A 17,563-nucleotide genomic window follows, 5' to 3' on the forward strand; every position below is an offset into this window, starting at 1 on the left:
TTGCGGCATGCCGCCGCTTATTCATAAGCCTGCATGTGCCGCAATGGCAGCGGCGATGGCCAGGGCCAGTTCTTCGGGTTTGCGCTTGATCGAGTATTGGGTGAGTTCCGGGTGGCTCTCGACGAAACTGGTGTTGAACTGCCCGCTGCGAAACTCGGCATTACGCAGGATTTCCTGGTAATACGCGGCCGTGGTCTTCACCCCCTGCACGCGCATGTCGTCCAGCGCACGCAGGCCGCGGTCCAAGGCTTCTTCCCAGGTAAGTGCCCAAACCACCAGCTTCAGGCACATCGAGTCGTAATAAGGGGGAATGGTGTAGCCGGTGTAGATCGCCGTGTCCGTGCGCACCCCTGGGCCGCCGGGTGCGTAGTAGCGGGTAATCTTGCCAAAGCTGGGCAAGAAGTTGTTCTTCGGGTCTTCGGCGTTGATGCGAAACTGCAATGCGAAGCCGCGGTGGACGATGTCTTCTTGTTTGACCGACAACGGCAGGCCGGAGGCGATGCGGATCTGTTCACGGACGATGTCGATCCCGGTGATTTCCTCGGTGATCGTGTGCTCGACCTGCACGCGGGTGTTCATTTCCATGAAGTACACTTCGCCCTCGGCGAGCAGAAACTCCACGGTGCCTGCGTTTTCATAGCCCACGGCCTTGGCGGCACGCACCGCGAGGTCGCCCACATAGGCGCGCTGTTCGGGCGTTAGCTGGGGGCTGGGGGCAATTTCGATCAGCTTTTGGTTGCGCCGTTGGATCGAGCAGTCACGCTCGAACAAGTGCACCACATTGCCGAAGCTATCGCCCAGTACCTGGGCTTCAATGTGCTTGGGGTTGACGATGCATTTTTCCAGAAACACCTCGGCCGAGCCGAATGCCTTGGTGGCCTCGGAAATCACCCGTGGAAACGCCTGCTCGAGTTCCGCCCGGCTATTGCACCGGCGGATGCCGCGGCCGCCCCCGCCGGAGGTGGCCTTGAGCATCACCGGGTAGCCGATGCGCTCCCCCTCGGCCAATGCCTCTGCAAGGTCTGCCACGTTGCCTTCGGTGCCCGGCGTGCAGGGCACGCCCGCGGCCACCATGCTACGCCGCGCCTCGGTTTTGTCGCCCATGCGGCGAATAACCTCGGCGCTTGGGCCGATGAACTTGATACCTCGCTGGGCGCAGATGTCTGCGAGCTCAGCGTTTTCCGAGAGAAACCCATAACCCGGATGCAGCGCATCGCAACCGGTTTCCACCGCCAAATTCACCAACTTACGCGGGTTCAAATACCCGGCCAATGGCTCCGCGCCGATACTGTGCGCCTCGTCGGCACGCTTGACGTGAAGGGCATGGCGGTCGGCCTCGGAGTAGATCGCAACGGAGCGAATGCCCATTTCTGCGCAAGCTCGCACGATTCGGACGGCAATTTCACCCCGGTTGGCGATGAGGATTTTTCTTATCACTTGGGCTTCCCTCGATCTGCAATCGAAATGGGCCAGCAGCGCTGGCCCGCGACCGGAACGCCAGTAACCTGTCGCACCGCCACGTTAGCCCCGTACAGCAATTAACTAAAATTAATCTTTGTTAGGTTACACATTAGCAATCACTTATAGTTGGTCCGAAACGCCGCCAAAGAGCACACAAACAAATGCGTAAATCCCTGATGCGTATCACCTTGCGCCAACTGCAGGTGTTCAACGAAGTGTGCGACTTGCGCTCATACAGCCGCGCCGCGCAAGAAATGTCCCTGACGCAGCCGGCGGTAAGTTTGCAAATTCGCCAGCTTGAGGACGTTGTCGGCCAGCCGCTGTTCGAATACGTGAACAAGACCTTGTACCTCACCGATGCGGCTGAAGCCTTGCAGCATGCCAGCCGCGACATCTTCGGCCGCCTCGAAAGCTTCGACATGCAGCTTTCGGATATGCAGGGGTCGCTGCAAGGGCAATTGAAACTGGCGGTGGAATCCAGCGCCAAATATTTCGTGCCGCACCTGTTCGCCGCCTTCAAGCGTGAGCACCCTGAGGTGAGCTTGAACCTTACGGTAGCCAACCGCGCCCAGGTAATTCGCCGGCTGTCGGACAACCGCGACGACCTCACCATCATGTCGATGGTGCCGCAGGACATGGGCCTGGAGTTCTTGCCATTCTTGAACAACCCGATCGTGGCCGTGGCGCCAGCGGGCCACCCGTTGCTACTGCACAAACGTTTACGCTTGCAGAACCTGGAGCCGTGTTGCTTATTGGTTCGGGAGCAAGGCTCTGGCACCCGCCAAGCCTGCGACGAGTTCTTCAAGGAAAAACGCGTGCATTTTTCCCAAACGCTGGAGGTCGCCTCGGCGGATGCACAAAAAGAATGCGTCAGTGCCGGGCTAGGCATTGCCTTGATGACACGCCATGCGCTGCGCTTGGAGTTGCGCCTCGGTGTGCTCGCCGAGCTGCCGGTGGAGCAGTTACCGCTTTACCGCACCTGGTGCGTGGTCAATGCCAAGGCCAAGCGCCAATCACCGGTGGCGACGGCCTTTCTGGCCTTCATACGGGGCCAGCGCCAGCAGATCAGCACCCTGGCTGAACACTTCGCCAGCCCAACGCTGGCGGGCGTTGCCATAAGCCCGATCAAGGAAAATCGCTGAGCTGGGCAAGCAGCCGCCGTTCATCCTCCCGGCGTTCGATCGCACGGCGCAACGCCATGCGGCGGGTATCTTCTTGTTGCTTACGGGTTTTGCGGTTGCCTTGCCCTTCGAAGGAACGCGCCATGGGTGTCATCCTGTTCGAGTTCGGGGCCTCCAGGGTGGCGCCTGCGCGTTACGCTTTAAGGGCGGCGGTATGACACCGGCATGACGGGCCAATGCCTCAGTCGTCCAGGGATTTCACCGACTTGGGCGATAGGCGCAAGCTGCGCAGGCTACGCTTGACGCTTTTGAGGTGGTTTACCAACGCCGGCCCGCGGGCCATGGCCACCCCCATCGCCAGCACATCGATCACCACCAGGTGGGCGATACGCGACGTCAAGGGGGTGTAGATTTCCGTGTCTTCGTGCACATCGATCGCCAGGTTCACCGACGACAATTCTGCCAGCGGCGTTTGGCTGGGGCATAGCGTAATCAGCGAGGCGCCGGTTTCCCGAACCAGGTTGGCGGTAATCAGTAAATCCTTGGAACGGCCGGACTGCGAAATGCACACGGCCACGTCGCCCGGCTTGAGGGTGACCGCCGACATCGCCTGCATGTGCGGGTCTGAATAGGCCGCTGCGCTCAGCAACAAGCGAAAAAACTTGTGCTGGGCATCGGCGGCCACCGCGCCGGAAGCACCGAAGCCATAGAACTCCACCCGCTGCGCCTGCGCCATGGCGGTGATTGCGCGTTGCAGGGCCCGCGGGTCGAGCTGCTCGCGCACTTCCATCAGGGTATGCAAGGTGGTGTCGAAAATTTTCAGGCTGAAATCTTCGACCGAGTCGTCTTCATGGATGGCGAACTGGCCAAAGCTTGCCCCCGCTGCCAAGCTTTGCGCCAACTTGAGCTTGAGGTCTTGGAAACCGCCGCAGCCGATTGCGCGGCAAAATCGCACGATCGTCGGTTCGCTGATGCCCACATGGTGGGCCAGGTCCGCCATCGAACTGTGCATAACGGCCGCAGGATCATGCAAAACATGATCGGCCACCTTCAGCTCGGATTTGCGCAGAAGGTGGCGTGACTGTGCGATATGCTGCAAAAGGTTCAAAGGCAGGAACTCATCTCATGGCTGGCATGGCCCGAAAGGCCTCTTTTTTGTAGTTATACTACATGCCTGTTGCCAGGCCCAGCTAAACCGCCGGGCACATTATAGGGCATGCTCAAGCCCATAGCGGCGCGGCTATGGGGCCACGCAAGTGGTAGCTCTACACCCCCGCCCAGTGCAGCCGATGCAGCGCTTATCGTCGCCCGGCGGTTCGCCCGCTTTGCCCACTACCTGCGGCCCCGGCCACCATCAAGTTTGCCGCCGCCGCCCGCGCGCCCTAGAATGCGCCGATGCACGATGACGTCTCCCTACTGCTTAACTCACTCAACGATGCCCAACGCCAGGCGGTAGCCGCCTCGCTGGGGCGCCAGTTGGTTCTTGCCGGTGCCGGCTCGGGCAAAACCCGTGTGCTGGTGCACCGCATCGCCTGGCTGATGCAGGTTGAAGGCGCCTCGCCGCATTCGCTGCTGTCGGTGACCTTCACCAACAAGGCTGCCAGCGAGATGCGCCAACGCATTGAACAACTGATCGGCATCAGCCCCGCCGGCATGTGGGTCGGCACCTTCCACGGCCTGGCGCACCGGTTGCTGCGCGCCCACTGGCAGGAGGCGCGGCTGTCGCAGAATTTTCAGATCCTCGACAGCGACGACCAGCAGCGGTTGGTCAAGCGAGTGATTCGCGAACTCGGGCTGGATGATACCAAGTGGCCCGCACGCCAAGCCCAATGGTTCATCAACGGCCAGAAGGACGAAGGGCTGCGCCCACAGAACCTACAGCCCAGCGGCGATTTGTTCATGACCACCATGCGCTCGATCTACGAAGCGTATGAGCAAGCGTGCGAGCGCGCCGGTGTGATCGATTTTTCCGAACTGCTGCTGCGCGCGCTCGACCTCTGGCGCGACCACCCCACGTTGCTGCAGCACTATCAGCGGCGCTTTCGCCATGTGTTGGTCGACGAATTTCAAGACACCAATGCCGTGCAGTACGCCTGGCTACAGTTGCTGGCCCGTGGCGGCGAGAGCTTGATGGTGGTGGGTGACGACGACCAGTCCATTTATGGGTGGCGCGGGGCCAAAATCGAGAACATCCAGCAATACTCCAGCGATTTCCCAGATGCCGAACTCATTCGCCTGGAGCAAAACTACCGCTCCACCGGCATGATCCTCAGCGCGGCCAATGCGGTGATTGCCAACAACAGCGGGCGCCTAGGCAAGGAGCTGTGGACCGCCGGCAGCGAAGGCGAGGCTATCCACCTGTACGCGGCCTATAACGAGCAGGACGAGGCACGTTATGTGGTCGAAACGATTGAAAGCGCGCTGAAAACCGGCTTGGCTCGCCGGGAAATTGCCATCTTGTACCGTTCCAACGCACAATCGCGGGTGCTCGAAGAGGCACTGCTGCGCGAGCGCATTCCCTACCGTATCTACGGTGGCCAGCGCTTTTTCGAGCGCGCCGAAATCAAGAATGCCATGGCTTACCTGCGCCTGCTCGATGGCCGCGGAAACGACGCCGCGCTGGAGCGCGTAATCAACGTGCCACCCCGTGGCATCGGCGAAAAAACCGTGGAAGCCATTCGAACCCATGCCCGCCAGGCGGGAGTTTCAATGTGGCAAGCCATGGGTGAGCTGGCGGCGGCCGGCAAAGGCCGGGCCGCCAACGCTTTGGCCGCGTTCATCGAGCTGGTCGAAGACCTGGCGGCCAAGACCCTTGAACTACCCCTGCACAAAATGACCCAATTGGTGATCGCGCAGTCGGGGCTGATCGAATACCACGAAGCCGAGAAAGGTGAAAAAGGCCAAGCCCGGGTGGAAAACCTCGAGGAACTGGTCAGTGCTGCACGGGCATTCGAAAAAGAAGACCCCGAAGACGACCAAACCCTACTGGCCGCCTTTCTCGGCCACGCATCGCTTGAAGCCGGCGACACCCAGGCCGACGAACACGAAGACAGCGTCCAATTGATGACCCTGCACAGTGCCAAGGGCCTGGAGTTTCCCCATGTGTTCCTGGTGGGGCTGGAAGAAGGCCTGTTCCCCCACAAAATGAGCATGGAAGAACCCGGCCGGCTCGAGGAAGAGCGGCGCTTGGCCTACGTGGGCATCACCCGGGCGATGCAGCACCTGGTGCTGACCTACGCCGAAACCCGCAGGCTCTATGGCAGCGAAACCTATAACAAGGTGTCGCGGTTCGTGCGCGAAATCCCGCCGCAGCTGCTGCGCGAGGTACGCCTGTCGAACAGCGTCAGCCGCCCCTATGGCCAACCCACCTCCAGCACCAGCAGCCTGTTCGCCAATGCAAGCATCCCGCAAACGGCCTTCAACCTGGGCCAACGCGTTCAGCATGCGGTGTTCGGTGAAGGCATAATCATGAACTTCGAAGGGTCAGGGGCCCAGGCGAGGGTACAGGTGAACTTCGATGAAGGCAGCAAGTGGCTGATGCTGGGCTATGCCAAGCTGACGCCGCTGGAAGGTTGAGCGGCCGGGCGCGTGGCGTGTTTCGAACGTTCGCACCAGCACCGATGGGTGAATAGGGTTGCCGGGCGAGCAGCGGTAATGCCGCCCGCTAGCAAAAGGTGGCCGCTAACCTGTGTTCCGCCAGCGCTCGAAACCGCCCATTCGCCATATCTTGTAAACATTTGGTAAAAGCCGGAAACAATCTCCAGCTAGCCTACGGCTACCTCTGTGTGCAACATGGGGCTTATCCGTACAAACAGTGGAAACCGCTATGAAACGTTTTCTCAGCATTGCCATGGCGCTGTGCATCGGCTTGACGATGAGCCTGGATGCTACCGCCAAACGCTTCGGCGGCGGCAAGAGCATGGGCGCAGCCCCCACCCACCAAACCCGCCAGGCCGCACCGGCCACCCCCGCGGCAGCCCCTGGTGCCGCCCAGGCCGGGCGCCCGGCGGCCAGTGGCGCTTCGCGTTGGTTGGGCCCGCTGGCAGGTATCGCCGCAGGCGGCCTGCTGGCATCGATGTTCATGGGGGATGGCTTCGAAGGCTTCCAGTTCTTCGACTTCCTGATATTGGCCCTGATTGCCTTCGTGATATTCCGGTTCATCGCCGCGCGCCGCCGCCAACACCAGCCACCCCAGGCGGCCACTGCCGCCGGCCCAGTACCGTTCCAGCGCGAAGCGGCCAATACTTCCGCATCCGGCACCTTCGGCGGCGCTGCCGCATCCACCGCCAGCCCAACCGCCCATGCACCGGCCTGGTTCAACGAGCAATCGTTCCTGGGTGCTGCACGTGAGCACTTCAATGCGTTGCAGCAGCATTGGGATGCCAATGAAATGGACAGGATCGCCGAGTTCGTCACCCCAGCCATGTTGCAATCGCTGAAGCAGGAGCGCGCCGCACTGGGCGATGGCTACCAAGCCACCTACATCGATAACTTGCAGGTTCAGGTGGACGGTGTCGAGGACCGCGCGGACAAAACGATCGCGACCCTCACGTTCACCGGCGTCTCCAAAGAGTCGCGTTTCGACCAGGGCGAATTCTTTAGCGAAAGCTGGAACATGGAGCGCGCGCCGGGTGAAAACCAGCCTTGGCTGATCGCCGGTATACGCCAGAACAGCTAATGTTTCAGTAATTTACATAAGCGTCAGCATGTAAACCGTGTCGCCGGGCGAGCAAAGCGCAACGCGCCCCGGCAGCAAAACCCGGCGCCAACGTTGTGCCGCCAGGCGTCTGAACTACGGCACGGTACCATTCGGCGTAAAAACCACGCTTCACAGACCCCGGGCCGGCCCCGGGGTTTTGCTTTATGTAAATTGCTCTACTATCGGGAATGAGTAGTCGGGGCAAACTGCCCTGGTAGTCGCCAGAACCAACCGAGAAGGACATTTTCCATGGAAGACGTGATCGAACAGTTGCGCGAGGCCAATGAACCGGTGCCCGTGCCGCTGGAACTTCCAGAAGAAGAATTGCTGGTAGAGATCCAAGAATTACTGCTCATCCACATTCCGGAAGAGATGAAGGAGTATTTGCTTACCGTAAGTGACGTCATCTACGGCACCTTGGAGCCGGTGACGGTCACCGACCCTAAGTCTCATACCTACCTGCCTGAAGTCGCCGCCACCGCCTGGGATGTTGGCCTACCGCGTGAACTGGTGCCATTGTGCCAAGACGGGGCAAACTACTACGCCGTCGAGGAAACCGGCACCGTGTTGCTGTGGGACGCCGACGAAGGGGCCGTGACCGATGACAGTTGGGACAGCGTATGGGACTGGGCCCGCGACGTGTGGCTAGAGTCCTGACCGGCCGGCTTAGTGCGTGAGTGAAGGGCCCGCAGTTGGCATTGCTGAAGGTTTCCAGCAGTGCCAACTGCGGGCAAGCGGATCATCCAGCGCCATCACTGCACCGCCACCAGGCCGATGATCGCGAGCCGTTGCGGGTAGGCCGAATGCCCGCCGACAAGGCCTCCAACCTCGGCGCCGTTATTGGGGATCATTTTGGCGACGGTCTGTGCACCCCGTTGCGTAGGGTGCCCGGCCCATTCACTTCAGCCAATAGCATCGTCAGCGCCTTGATCTTGCGATAAGCCGCGATTAAAACAGCAGCACGACCAGCAACGCCAGCCCGCGAAACAATGCCGTTTGCCTACTACCGTCGCCCGCTACCCGATGGGCCCTGTATTCGCCCAGCATTGGCGCAAGGTGGCAATAGCGTGATCCCCAACTACTCGAGCAAAATGGCAGGCTGAATCAGCGAACCCATAGGCGCTGAATGAATGCGATGGCGGGCAGTGTGAAAACTTCTTTATTCCGCCACGGCTTCTGTTACAAACGCCAAGATAACATTGCGGCTCGCTTCGAAGCCGCTGTGCAATACGCAAAAAACAGAACCGCCGGCCGTGACGGGCGAGCGCTGTTCGGCGTCAGCAACAGCAGGATGGGAAAACGCCCTAGCCAGCGCCTACAAGAGCGTGTCGATCAAACTGACCGTGAGCACATTATGGAACCTGGAAACGCACAGCTAACGATGACGGTGCTGATGACGCCGGACATGGCCAACTTCTCTGGCAATGTACACGGCGGTACGCTGCTCAAATACCTCGACGAAGTGGCCTATGCCTGCGCCAGCCGGTACGCCGGCCGTTATGTGGTCACCTTGTCGGTCGATCAGGTTATTTTCCGCGAGCCCATCCACGTCGGCGAGCTGGTCACCTTCCTGGCCTCGGTGAACTACACAGGCAATACGTCCATGGAAATTGGCATCAAGGTGGTCACCGAAAACATCCAGCAGCGCTCGGTTCGCCATGCCAATAGCTGCTTTTTCACCATGGTCGCCTTGGACGAGCAACGCAAACCCGCCCCTGTGCCCCCCTTACAGCCGCACAATGCCGATGGCAAGCGGCGCTTTGCCCAGGCCCAGCAACGCCGGCTGATTCGCCAGGAACTTGAAAAGCGCTACCGCGACCTTCGCGCCGAAGATACCGGCGAGGCCGGCTAGTGGGGGTGTGCCCCAGCAGTTCGCACAAGGCGTGTGCAGGGTGTTGCCGGGCAAAGCACCGCCCAGCAGCAAAACGCCCCGTCGAAATTGTGCAGCCAACGCTTGGCACCCACTAGAGCGCGACCGCGGCAAAACGCTCGCGCGGGTAAACGATCCGATCTTGTGCCCGTACCAGTTGCAACTCGTAAGTGGTACAGGCCTGAGTCTCCAGCAACACTTCATGCACGGCGGCACCGGTGGCTTCCATCGCCTGCACGGGGTTGTCGCCGAGCAATAAGCGGGAGAGAAACAGCCCGGAGGTAAGGTCACCCACGCCGACTGGGGCTTTTGGAAACACCAACAATGGGCGCCGCAGGTGCCAGGCCCCACCTGCGGTGACCAATAGCATTTCGAATACCTGCGGGTCTTTTTCGCCATAGAACAGGTGTTTCACCAGCACCATGCTGGGGCCACGGGCCAGCAGGCTTCGGGCCATTTCCACGCAATCGGCCAGTGTTTGCGCCGTGCGGCCACAAAAGGTATTGAGCTCCAATTGGTTCGGGCATAGCACATCAGCCCGTGGCAATGCCCCTTCAAGCAAGAACTCAGACACCTGTGGCGCAACGATGCAGCTTTTTTCCGGGTGGCCCATCACGGGGTCACACAGGTAGATAGCCTTCGGGTTTACCGCTTTTACCCGCTGCACCACCTCAAGAATGGCCTGGCCCTGGGCCGCGTTGCCCAAATAACCGCTGAGTACGGCATCGCACTGGGGCAGCTCTCCAATCGCTTCGATGCCAGCGACCAACGAAGGAATTTGCTCATAATCGAGCACTTGGCCCGTCCAATGACCATACTGAGTGTGATTGGAAAATTGCACGGTATTGAGCGGCCATACGTTCACCCCCATGCGTTGCATGGCGAACACCGCAGCGCTGTTTCCGGCATGGCCGAAAACCACGTGGGACTGAATAGCGAGCAGGTGTGGCGTGCGTTTCATCGGTAAATCCAGGTCGGTAGAAAAGGTAACTGGGGGGTGCCAGTATGGCGCCAAAAGTGGCCTATACGACAGGCCTGGGACGCAGGTAAGCTGAAGGTGTTCAGTTGGAGCATTCGTAGATGTTGACCCTTGAGAATCTGTTGGTGCTGATGCTGTTCATAGGCTTCGCTGCCTGGCTTTGGCATAACCATGGCTTGAGGGAAAAGGCTTTGGCCCGGGTGAAGGCCCACTGTGCCCAGCTCGACCTTGAGCTATTGGATGAAAACGTTGCGTTCAAACGCTTCGCCCTGGTGCGCGATGCCAAGGGTATACGGCGTTTCGCCCGCCTTTACACGTTCGAGTTCACCGTTACCGGTGAGCAGCGCCACCCCGGTACCCTTACCCAATTCGGTGCCCATTCTGCTCAAATTGAGCTAGCGCCCTATCCGTTCGAGATCAAACCGCAGCCCTCGGCAGAGATCATCGAACTCAGCCAATGGCGGCAAGACCACAAAAAGCGTCAACCTTGAGCGCTTAGGCAAGCCCCTACGGCGGCCTGCAGCTCGTCCCATGCTTGCGGCGCGCCGAAAATCAACTCTAGCCGGCTGTCACGCCGCCATTGGGAAGGCTCCCAATCCAGTTCGGCAGGTGTGCGGGCGTTCAGGCTCAGCCAGCCACCACGGCTGTGGATAACTGCTTTGGCGCGTTGCCATGGCCACGCCCGTAGGCAGCTAATCAGCGCACCCGTGCTGAGGGTAGACGCGGCGGGCCATTGCCAACCTATCGACCAATAACCAGCCAGTTGTTGGGTTTGTACCCGGGGCACCGGCGGCAAGGGGGCCGGCCACTCAAGGCTGGCAGGCAATGCCTGGCCGTTATCCACAGCGGGCACGCGGCTTAGCGGCAAGGCCCCATAGGGTAATTGGCCATGGCTGACACAGCGGTACGCTCGGCCGCTCCACCGCTGGCGAGCTACCGCCAGGTCGCCCGGCGTGGCCAGGTCGGTTTTGTTGATCACCACCAACCCGGCCGCTTCATAAGCGTCCGCCGAGCCCTCTGCCGGCACCGCCCCACCTGCTGCCTCAAGCAGCATCACCAGCGGCTGCACCTGCAACACCCCAGCCCAGGGCGGCTGCTGCAATTGCCGCAAAAGCGGTAATGGGTGCCCCAAGCCGGAGGCCTCGATAAATAGCTGGTGCGGCCGCGCCTTGCGCAGCAACCGCGCCAACGCCACTTGAAAAGGCGCACCGTTGACACAGCAAATGCACCCCCCAGCCACTTCCCCAATTGCGATACCATCGCTGTCGCAGGCCAACAACGCTGCGTCCAGGCCCACTTGGCCGAACTCATTGACTAAAACCGCCCAGCGCTGCCCAGGTGGTTTCTGCCCGAGCAAATGGCGGACCAGGCTGGTTTTACCGGCCCCTAGCGGCCCGGCGATCAGGTGCGTGGTGATGTCGCTGAGCTTGGTATTCATTAAAAGGTGTAAACAGCAATGAGGGGAATGTGGATAATTTTTCTCGGCATCATCAGCACATCATGCTGGGGGCAAGCCTGCATTGTCCACAGCGAGGCTGACCACTTGGACGTGAAGGTATGCGAGGAAAACCGAAATATCCCCAGCCAATTGTTCGCCGAGGGCTTTTGCAAACCTTCATTGAAGGGGCAGAAGGTCACTGTCAGTTATGCCGAACACTGCCCCGCCGGGGCTTTCGGGGTCTGCAGCAATGCCCATGTGGATAACATGCCTTACCGGCAAGATATCCATTATTACGGCGTGGCGGCCGACGAGCGATTCCTGCAACCCTTCTGCGCGCAGAAGAGCCAGGGCGTGTGGATAAAACCCTGACCCGCCCCTCCCGCCAACCCGACCCAAGGGCTGTGACCCGTAGTCAATCAGACTTATCCACACCCCGACTGCGCCGGTAGAACACCCCAGAGTCAGTGCACAGGGTACGCTATAAATTATGTTGTAACGCTATGGCGAGGGTTCCACGTGGAACGTTAACTGCGTGGTTTTACGGCGCCGCAGTCGGTGCCCAACCATAAGGCCCGGGTATTCATGCTGCCCTGCTGGCTTGTGCCAGAGGCATTAAACGTCCCCGATACGGTGGTGGTGAATTCGCGATCGCTGAGAAAATGTGCCTCACCTGCCCCCTGAGCCTTCGGGCAATTGAAGCGGAATTTCCACACGTTGCCTTTACGTTCCGTGATCTGCTGGGTGCAGCCGGACTTCGGGTCTTGCAGAGGGATGTCGTTGGTTTTGACTTGCTCGGGGGTCAGGCAGGAGCGGATGCCGTTACCGCCCACGGTAATACCCTGGTTCGCGAGTGCCTGCTCCATCATCGTTCGCTGCTCTGGGGCCAGGTTCTTCAGTTGGTCGAGCATAAACTGCATGTCTGGCAGCGGCTTACCATCGACTTGCATGTTGCTGGTGGTGAGCTCCCATAAGCCGGGTTGTAACATTTGCCCGTGGGCCAGGGGCGCCAACAACAAGGTTAAAAGTACCGCGGCGCGAGAACGCATGAAAATGCCTCCAGTGATCAACAGGCACTTTGACACGAATAAGAACAATACGTTGCGCAGGGGTAGATGCCGCGTCGGAACCCCGCTATGGTCCCAGGCAGCACAATGTCGTTTTCCTGGCGTGGAACCTTATGGATTATCACATACCCGTTTTTCTCGTTTACGTGCTTGGCTTTATACACCTGTTGGGCGTCGCCGCCGCGATACACGCGCTGTTTACCGTACGCACCGCCCAAGGCGCCATCGCCTGGGCCATGTCGCTGTTTTTCATCCCTTACGTTACGTTGGTGCCCTACCTGATCTTCGGCCGTAGCGCGTTCGATGCTTACATCCGTGCGCGGCGCCAAGCCAATAGGGAGATGCACAATGCCATCGCCGACCTTAACTGGCGGCCATGGATCGAAGAAGCCATCGCGGCGAAGGCGTCGGAGGCGTATGGCGCGCTGCGCGCATTGCGCAGGCTCGGGCGCACGCCTTGCCTGGCTAATAACCGGGTGGGCCTGCTGATAAACGGGGAGGCGACCTTTACCGAGATCCTAGGCGCCATACGTGACGCGCGCCACGTGGTGCTGGTGCAGTTTTTCATCATCCACGACGACCTGATCGGCCGCAGGCTGCAAGCGTGCCTGATGGAAAAGGCTGCCGAAGGGGTGGAAATCTATGTGCTATACGACAAAGTCGGCAGCCATGCCCTGCCTTCGGCCTACATCGCCACGCTGCAGCGGGCCGGCGTGAAAATCAAAGCCTTCGCCACCCGCAAAGGCTTGATCAATCGATTCCAGGTCAATTTTCGAAACCACCGAAAAATCGTCGTCGTCGATGGCGAAAAGGGCTTTGTCGGTGGCCTCAACGTGGGCGACGAATACCTGGGCGACGACCCGCGCCTTTCACCCTGGCGAGATACCCACGTGTGGGTAGTCGGCCCGGCCGTGGCCAGTTTGCAGGAGTCGTTCGCCGAGGATTGGTACTGGGCGGCCCGGGAGCTTCCACCGCTGTTACTACCCGACCACTACCCGGAAGACGGCGTGCTTTGCCAAGTATTGGCAACCGGCCCAGCCGACCCTAACGAAACCTGCGCATTGTTTTTTCTCGAAGCCATCCACAGCGCGAAGCGACGAATCTGGATCACCAGCCCTTACTTCATCCCCGATGAAGCGATGCTCGCGGCCTTGCGCTTGGCGGTGTTGCGTGGCGTGGAGGTACGCATCCTGCTGCCGGCCCGGCCTGACCACAAGATAGTATATGCCGCGTCCAGCTTGTATGCGTTCGAGGCGGTACGCGCGGGCGTGCGGATGTTCCGCTACCGCCCGGGCTTTCTCCATCAAAAGGTGGTACTGATCGACGACCACGTGAGCGCCATTGGCAGCGCCAACATGGATAACCGGTCTTTCCGCCTGAATTTCGAGGTGATGTTGATTACCGTGGACGCTGACTTTGCCGCCCAGGTAGAACACATGCTCGATGCCGACTTCGCCCTGGCACGGGAAATTACGGCACAGGACAGCGAGCGTACGCACCGCCTGCAAAAGCTGGGGATGCGGGTGGCCCGGCTGATTTCACCGATTCTTTAGCCTTGAGACAATTGAAGGAGTTTCCTACAGCAAGTGGGGAATTATCCTGCATCCAGCTCTTATGCCGACGGCGTTTAATCCACCTTTTCCAATAAGGTGAAAAAACCCATGCCCAAACATAATCTTTTCCCGACGGTGCCAAGTACCCTCGGGGATGCGGTGGTCGAGAGCTGCTTGTCCATCAACACCCCCAGCGCACAGATAGGCCTGTTGAACCTACTGGAGCTGGCCGAGCACAGTATTTGCCAAGAGAACGACGAAACGCTGCATACCCTGGTGTTTCGTAGCGGCAAACGCTTGCGCATCCACAGCGACGGCAAGGTAGTCACCGTGGTGGGCCGGCGGATCGCCTTCCACCCCAGCGAAATTTACCCGTTCAATACCTTGCTGGGAGAACCCGGCGCCTGATAGGAAACCACTCCGGCCAGAGGCCCAGCGTGCACAAAATAGATCGAACACCCCCCGGGGTGTTCACTGTCGGGCAGCAGATGGCAGGGCGCCGGAGCCACCCTCTACATCCTCTGCCCCCAGCGGCAACCACTAGGGCCCCACCTAACCCACTTCTAAAACAGCGCCCAAATGCGGAACTCACTTCGCTGAAACCGCCACACACCACGGCAGCTTGAGCGTTCTGAGGGAGCAGCTGGTCGTGCGGCTTCGGCTGTACACGCCCCATCGGATAGCCAGGCGGTGTTCTTCGGCAGTGAACAGGTAGAAGGCATATGGTTGGATTCACCGCGCATTTTAACTCTTTGATGAACTTGGGCAGGTCGCAATTTGAGGAGCCTGCCCCGACCGCCACCGAGCATAAGCTGCCAGCAGAACTGCGTTTGAAAATCGTTCAGCAGGTTGCTGCGGATACGTTGTCTGACGCTCAACGGCAGGCGTGCTCGCGCCAGCATGCAGAAACCATGGCAGCCAAAGCGCTAGCCCGCCTGGCCCTGGGCAATAAGGGGTGGGCCCAGTGCGCATTCACCGCCGAACAAGACCGCCCCTCGGTTGGCCTGACAATGAGCCGCAATGCCATTGCTCGGCTGGCGCGCCGGTCAGGTGGCGATATCGACCGGTTCCGCACCAGCGTCAGCCATCTGCTGAACCAGCGTAAGCACATTGAGGTGCCATTCAGCATGCTGGCCGAGGAGCAACAGCAAGTCGTATTCCAGGCCCTGCTCAAAACGCCGCCGTCGCACCATCTGCATTTGAAAGGGTTTGCCCCGCACAACGCTGCTTACGTTCCGCTCATAGCCGAGCGAGGCCCGGCGTCGATGAAAGTCTCGGTAGACCTGACCGACCAAGCGCTCGACGACAGCCACCTGGCGCAGTTGAATGCACTGTTCGCCTCGCCCCAGCCTAAGTTGGCCAGCATCGATTTGCGTTGGAACCCATTCTCACAGGCCCAACTGGACGCGTTACCCCCGGTGCATGGGGCGACGCAGCTGCAGCACGAGTGGAACGACATGAGCGCTCAGGCTGCGAGTATTGTGCGTAACGTGCTCGATCAGGGCGAAGACAAATCGATTTTGGACCTTTCCAGCTTTCGCGACCTGGCCGATGAAGACCTGCAGGCGATCACCGCCGCGATGGAAAAAAATATTGGTCGCCATTCTGCGTTGTATCTGAACCACGGGTTAGGCCCCACCAACCGCATCGCCGAACAGGGCACCCGGGCGATTGCCTCGATGCTGGAACATCCGGATTGCCGCCTGGCCATACTCAACCTGGTTGCGGGCGGCGTGAACGATCAGGGGGCCAGTGCCCTCGCGCGGGCATTGGCCAGCGGGCATTGCCCGTTGGTCAAACTCAACTTGAGCGCCAATGAGATAACCCCGGCGGGTGCCACCGCACTGGCAGACGCCATCAATCGATCTCACGGCAAGCTGGAATCCCTTAACCTGCGCGACAATCTGTTGGACGGGCCCAGCCGGGCAGTTTTACGGGCCGCCGCCGATCTCAAGGGGATACTGCTGGATATGGGCTGAACGGGTTCACAACGCGTCGCCGGGCACTGCCAACCTAATGTGGCACCTCTTCGCTTGGCTGCACGATTTTAGCGGTGCTTGCGCTACCGGGCCGCATTGCTGCTTCTTGCCTTAGCTTGGGTCGGGCTCGTCGCAACGCCTCGCCCCACAGCAGCCTTACCCGCCAGCGCTCATATGAACGTCTGAAACACCACATTAGCTGATTTGGGAGACGCACTCGGTCATCGTACAAGATGGTTTGCAACCATGCACAAGGGCCTGGTCTGTCGCTTTTAGCCTTTCAGTTCGGCACCCGTAGCAGATAAGCGCTGCGGCTTTCGGTCACGCTTGACACCCATAAAAATTTCACGATGCCATTCTTGACGAACGGTAGTATGATGACTGCTCCGTGATGAGCCAGACGATACCCAAGTATCGCGCTCTTTCTGTCGTGCTGGTGTTAGCCCGCCGCGCCGATGTGATCAATCATAAGTAGAGCAGCCGCCCAGGCCTGCCACCCCTTCCCTGCCTATGCGGCCTATCCGCGCCTTACGTTCGCCTGTGACATGGCGGGTCGGGCAGGCTGGCGGCTGGTTTTCCGAAGGGGCTTGCACACCGTCTAGAGAGCGCTCGGCCGTTATCTTGCGTCGTCCGGTTCTGCAAGCAGCTTAGGTGAGCCCAATATGTTGTTAGCCTCGCAAACGTCCCGACGAAAGTTTTTGCTCTCTTCTTTGATCGCCCTACCTGCAATGGGCGTTTCGGTGAAAGGCCTGAGCGCCGCCATCGCGGCGGATATGGTGGCACCGAGCCTCGAAACCTATAAACCGGTGTTTTTCGATGCGGCCGAATGGGCCTTTATCATGGCGGCATGCGACTGCCTGATACCGGGCGGTGGCCGCGGCCCCGGCGCGCTAGACACCAATGTGCCGGTATTCGTCGACCAACAATTGGCCGGCGACCTGGGCAGCGAAATCTACCTGGAAGGCCCGTTCGACCTCAAGGCGCCCGCCACCCTGGGCTATCAGTTGCCGTATCGCCCCCAGCAGGTGCATCGCAACGGCATCAAGGCCGCCCAGGCCTGGTGCCAGCAGGCCCACGGCGCCAACTTCGCCGCGCTGGACGCCGCCGCCAAAACCGACGCCCTGAAAAACCTGCAAGCCGGCAAGGTGGATTTCACCGCGTTTGGCGAAGAGGTCGTGGGCTCGAAGTTCTTCTTTGGCGAACTGCTCGCGCTGGTCAAGCAAGGCTACCTAGCCGACCCCATCTACGGCGGCAACAAGGGTATGAAGGCCTGGATCGCCATCGGCTTTCCCGGTGCGCGTGCCAGCTACCTGGAGTGGGTCGCCCAGCACAACGTCAAATACCCCTTGGGCCCGGTCAGCCTCAGCGGCGAACGCGGCTAACCCGCGCTTACTGC

At 60.1% G+C, this 17,563-nt stretch carries 17 protein-coding genes; 11 read left to right on the forward strand and 6 right to left on the reverse strand.

Annotated elements, in window-relative coordinates; all coding sequences use genetic code 11:
• Window positions 1-21: 21 nt before the first annotated feature.
• On the reverse strand, window positions 22-1,437 hold the full coding sequence (locus HAQ05_RS13240) for an acetyl-CoA carboxylase biotin carboxylase subunit (RefSeq protein WP_190421294.1): 1,416 nt from the start codon (window positions 1,435-1,437) through the stop codon (window positions 22-24).
• A gap of 185 nt (window positions 1,438-1,622) precedes the next feature.
• Between HAQ05_RS13240 and HAQ05_RS13245 the strand changes: the two genes are divergently transcribed.
• On the forward strand, window positions 1,623-2,603 hold the full coding sequence (locus HAQ05_RS13245; protein ID WP_190421295.1) for a LysR family transcriptional regulator: 981 nt from the start codon (window positions 1,623-1,625) through the stop codon (window positions 2,601-2,603).
• Here the strand turns inward: HAQ05_RS13245 and HAQ05_RS13250 are convergent.
• A complete protein-coding gene (locus HAQ05_RS13250; RefSeq protein WP_190421297.1) occupies window positions 2,587-2,727 on the reverse strand; it encodes a PA3496 family putative envelope integrity protein in 141 nt (46 codons plus the stop codon). The genes HAQ05_RS13245 and HAQ05_RS13250 overlap by 17 nt on opposite strands.
• 96 nt (window positions 2,728-2,823) lie before the next feature.
• On the reverse strand, window positions 2,824-3,690 hold the full coding sequence (gene hexR / locus HAQ05_RS13255) for a transcriptional regulator HexR (protein ID WP_190421299.1): 867 nt from the start codon (window positions 3,688-3,690) through the stop codon (window positions 2,824-2,826).
• Window positions 3,691-3,977: 287 nt separating this feature from the next.
• Between hexR and uvrD the strand changes: the two genes are divergently transcribed.
• The 4 genes from uvrD to HAQ05_RS13275 all read left to right on the forward strand — a co-directional run bounded on the left by uvrD (window position 3,978) and on the right by HAQ05_RS13275 (window position 9,133).
• Window positions 3,978-6,158 (forward strand): DNA helicase II, encoded by a 2,181-nt coding sequence (gene uvrD, locus HAQ05_RS13260; RefSeq protein WP_190421301.1) that lies wholly within the window; start codon window positions 3,978-3,980, stop codon window positions 6,156-6,158.
• A gap of 250 nt (window positions 6,159-6,408) precedes the next feature.
• Window positions 6,409-7,260, forward strand: coding sequence for a Tim44 domain-containing protein (locus HAQ05_RS13265; protein ID WP_190421309.1), 852 nt, complete (start codon window positions 6,409-6,411; stop codon window positions 7,258-7,260).
• Window positions 7,261-7,530: 270 nt separating this feature from the next.
• Entirely contained in the window at window positions 7,531-7,938 is a 408-nt protein-coding gene (locus HAQ05_RS13270; RefSeq protein WP_190421311.1) for an SMI1/KNR4 family protein, read from the forward strand.
• Between the two features lie 697 nt (window positions 7,939-8,635).
• Entirely contained in the window at window positions 8,636-9,133 is a 498-nt protein-coding gene (locus HAQ05_RS13275) for an acyl-CoA thioesterase (RefSeq protein WP_190421313.1), read from the forward strand.
• Window positions 9,134-9,245: 112 nt separating this feature from the next.
• On the opposite strand, the gene pdxY is transcribed toward HAQ05_RS13275, so the two are convergent.
• Window positions 9,246-10,112: a pyridoxal kinase PdxY gene (gene pdxY, locus HAQ05_RS13280; RefSeq protein WP_190421315.1), complete on the reverse strand. Its 867-nt coding sequence runs from the start codon at window positions 10,110-10,112 to the stop codon at window positions 9,246-9,248.
• Between the two features lie 119 nt (window positions 10,113-10,231).
• On the opposite strand from pdxY, the gene HAQ05_RS13285 reads away from it, so the two are divergent.
• The gene (locus HAQ05_RS13285; RefSeq protein ID WP_190421317.1) at window positions 10,232-10,621 is read left to right on the forward strand and encodes a DUF3301 domain-containing protein; all 390 of its coding nucleotides are present in this window, start codon (window positions 10,232-10,234) and stop codon (window positions 10,619-10,621) included.
• Here the strand turns inward: HAQ05_RS13285 and HAQ05_RS13290 are convergent.
• A complete protein-coding gene (locus HAQ05_RS13290; RefSeq protein ID WP_190421319.1) occupies window positions 10,612-11,568 on the reverse strand; it encodes a CobW family GTP-binding protein in 957 nt (318 codons plus the stop codon). The two genes, HAQ05_RS13285 and HAQ05_RS13290, sit on opposite strands and share 10 nt — an antisense overlap.
• Window positions 11,569-11,586: 18 nt before the next feature.
• Here HAQ05_RS13290 and HAQ05_RS13295 point away from each other — a divergent pair, with 18 nt between their 5' ends.
• The gene (locus HAQ05_RS13295; protein ID WP_190421321.1) at window positions 11,587-11,940 is read left to right on the forward strand and encodes an NADH:ubiquinone oxidoreductase; all 354 of its coding nucleotides are present in this window, start codon (window positions 11,587-11,589) and stop codon (window positions 11,938-11,940) included.
• 155 nt (window positions 11,941-12,095) lie between these two features.
• Here the strand turns inward: HAQ05_RS13295 and HAQ05_RS13300 are convergent, their stop codons facing one another.
• Window positions 12,096-12,617, reverse strand: coding sequence for a DUF3617 domain-containing protein (locus tag HAQ05_RS13300; RefSeq protein WP_190421323.1), 522 nt, complete (start codon window positions 12,615-12,617; stop codon window positions 12,096-12,098).
• Window positions 12,618-12,748: 131 nt separating this feature from the next.
• Between HAQ05_RS13300 and cls the strand changes: the two genes are divergently transcribed.
• The 4 genes from cls to HAQ05_RS13320 all read left to right on the forward strand — a co-directional run bounded on the left by cls (window position 12,749) and on the right by HAQ05_RS13320 (window position 17,549).
• Window positions 12,749-14,188, forward strand: a complete 1,440-nt coding sequence (cls, locus tag HAQ05_RS13305; protein ID WP_190421325.1) for a cardiolipin synthase — start codon at window positions 12,749-12,751, stop codon at window positions 14,186-14,188.
• 108 nt (window positions 14,189-14,296) lie between these two features.
• Window positions 14,297-14,596 (forward strand): hypothetical protein, encoded by a 300-nt coding sequence (locus HAQ05_RS13310; RefSeq protein WP_190421327.1) that lies wholly within the window; start codon window positions 14,297-14,299, stop codon window positions 14,594-14,596.
• A gap of 422 nt (window positions 14,597-15,018) precedes the next feature.
• A complete protein-coding gene (locus tag HAQ05_RS13315; protein ID WP_190421329.1) occupies window positions 15,019-16,167 on the forward strand; it encodes a leucine-rich repeat domain-containing protein in 1,149 nt (382 codons plus the stop codon).
• A 740-nt stretch (window positions 16,168-16,907) separates the two neighbouring features.
• Complete coding sequence (locus tag HAQ05_RS13320; protein WP_338050218.1) at window positions 16,908-17,549, forward strand: gluconate 2-dehydrogenase subunit 3 family protein; 642 nt, start codon at window positions 16,908-16,910, stop codon at window positions 17,547-17,549.
• Window positions 17,550-17,563: the final 14 nt, after the last annotated feature.

Origin of the sequence: Pseudomonas typographi, from assembly GCF_014694385.1 — a bacterium.
GTDB lineage: Bacteria > Pseudomonadota > Gammaproteobacteria > Pseudomonadales > Pseudomonadaceae > Aquipseudomonas > Aquipseudomonas typographi.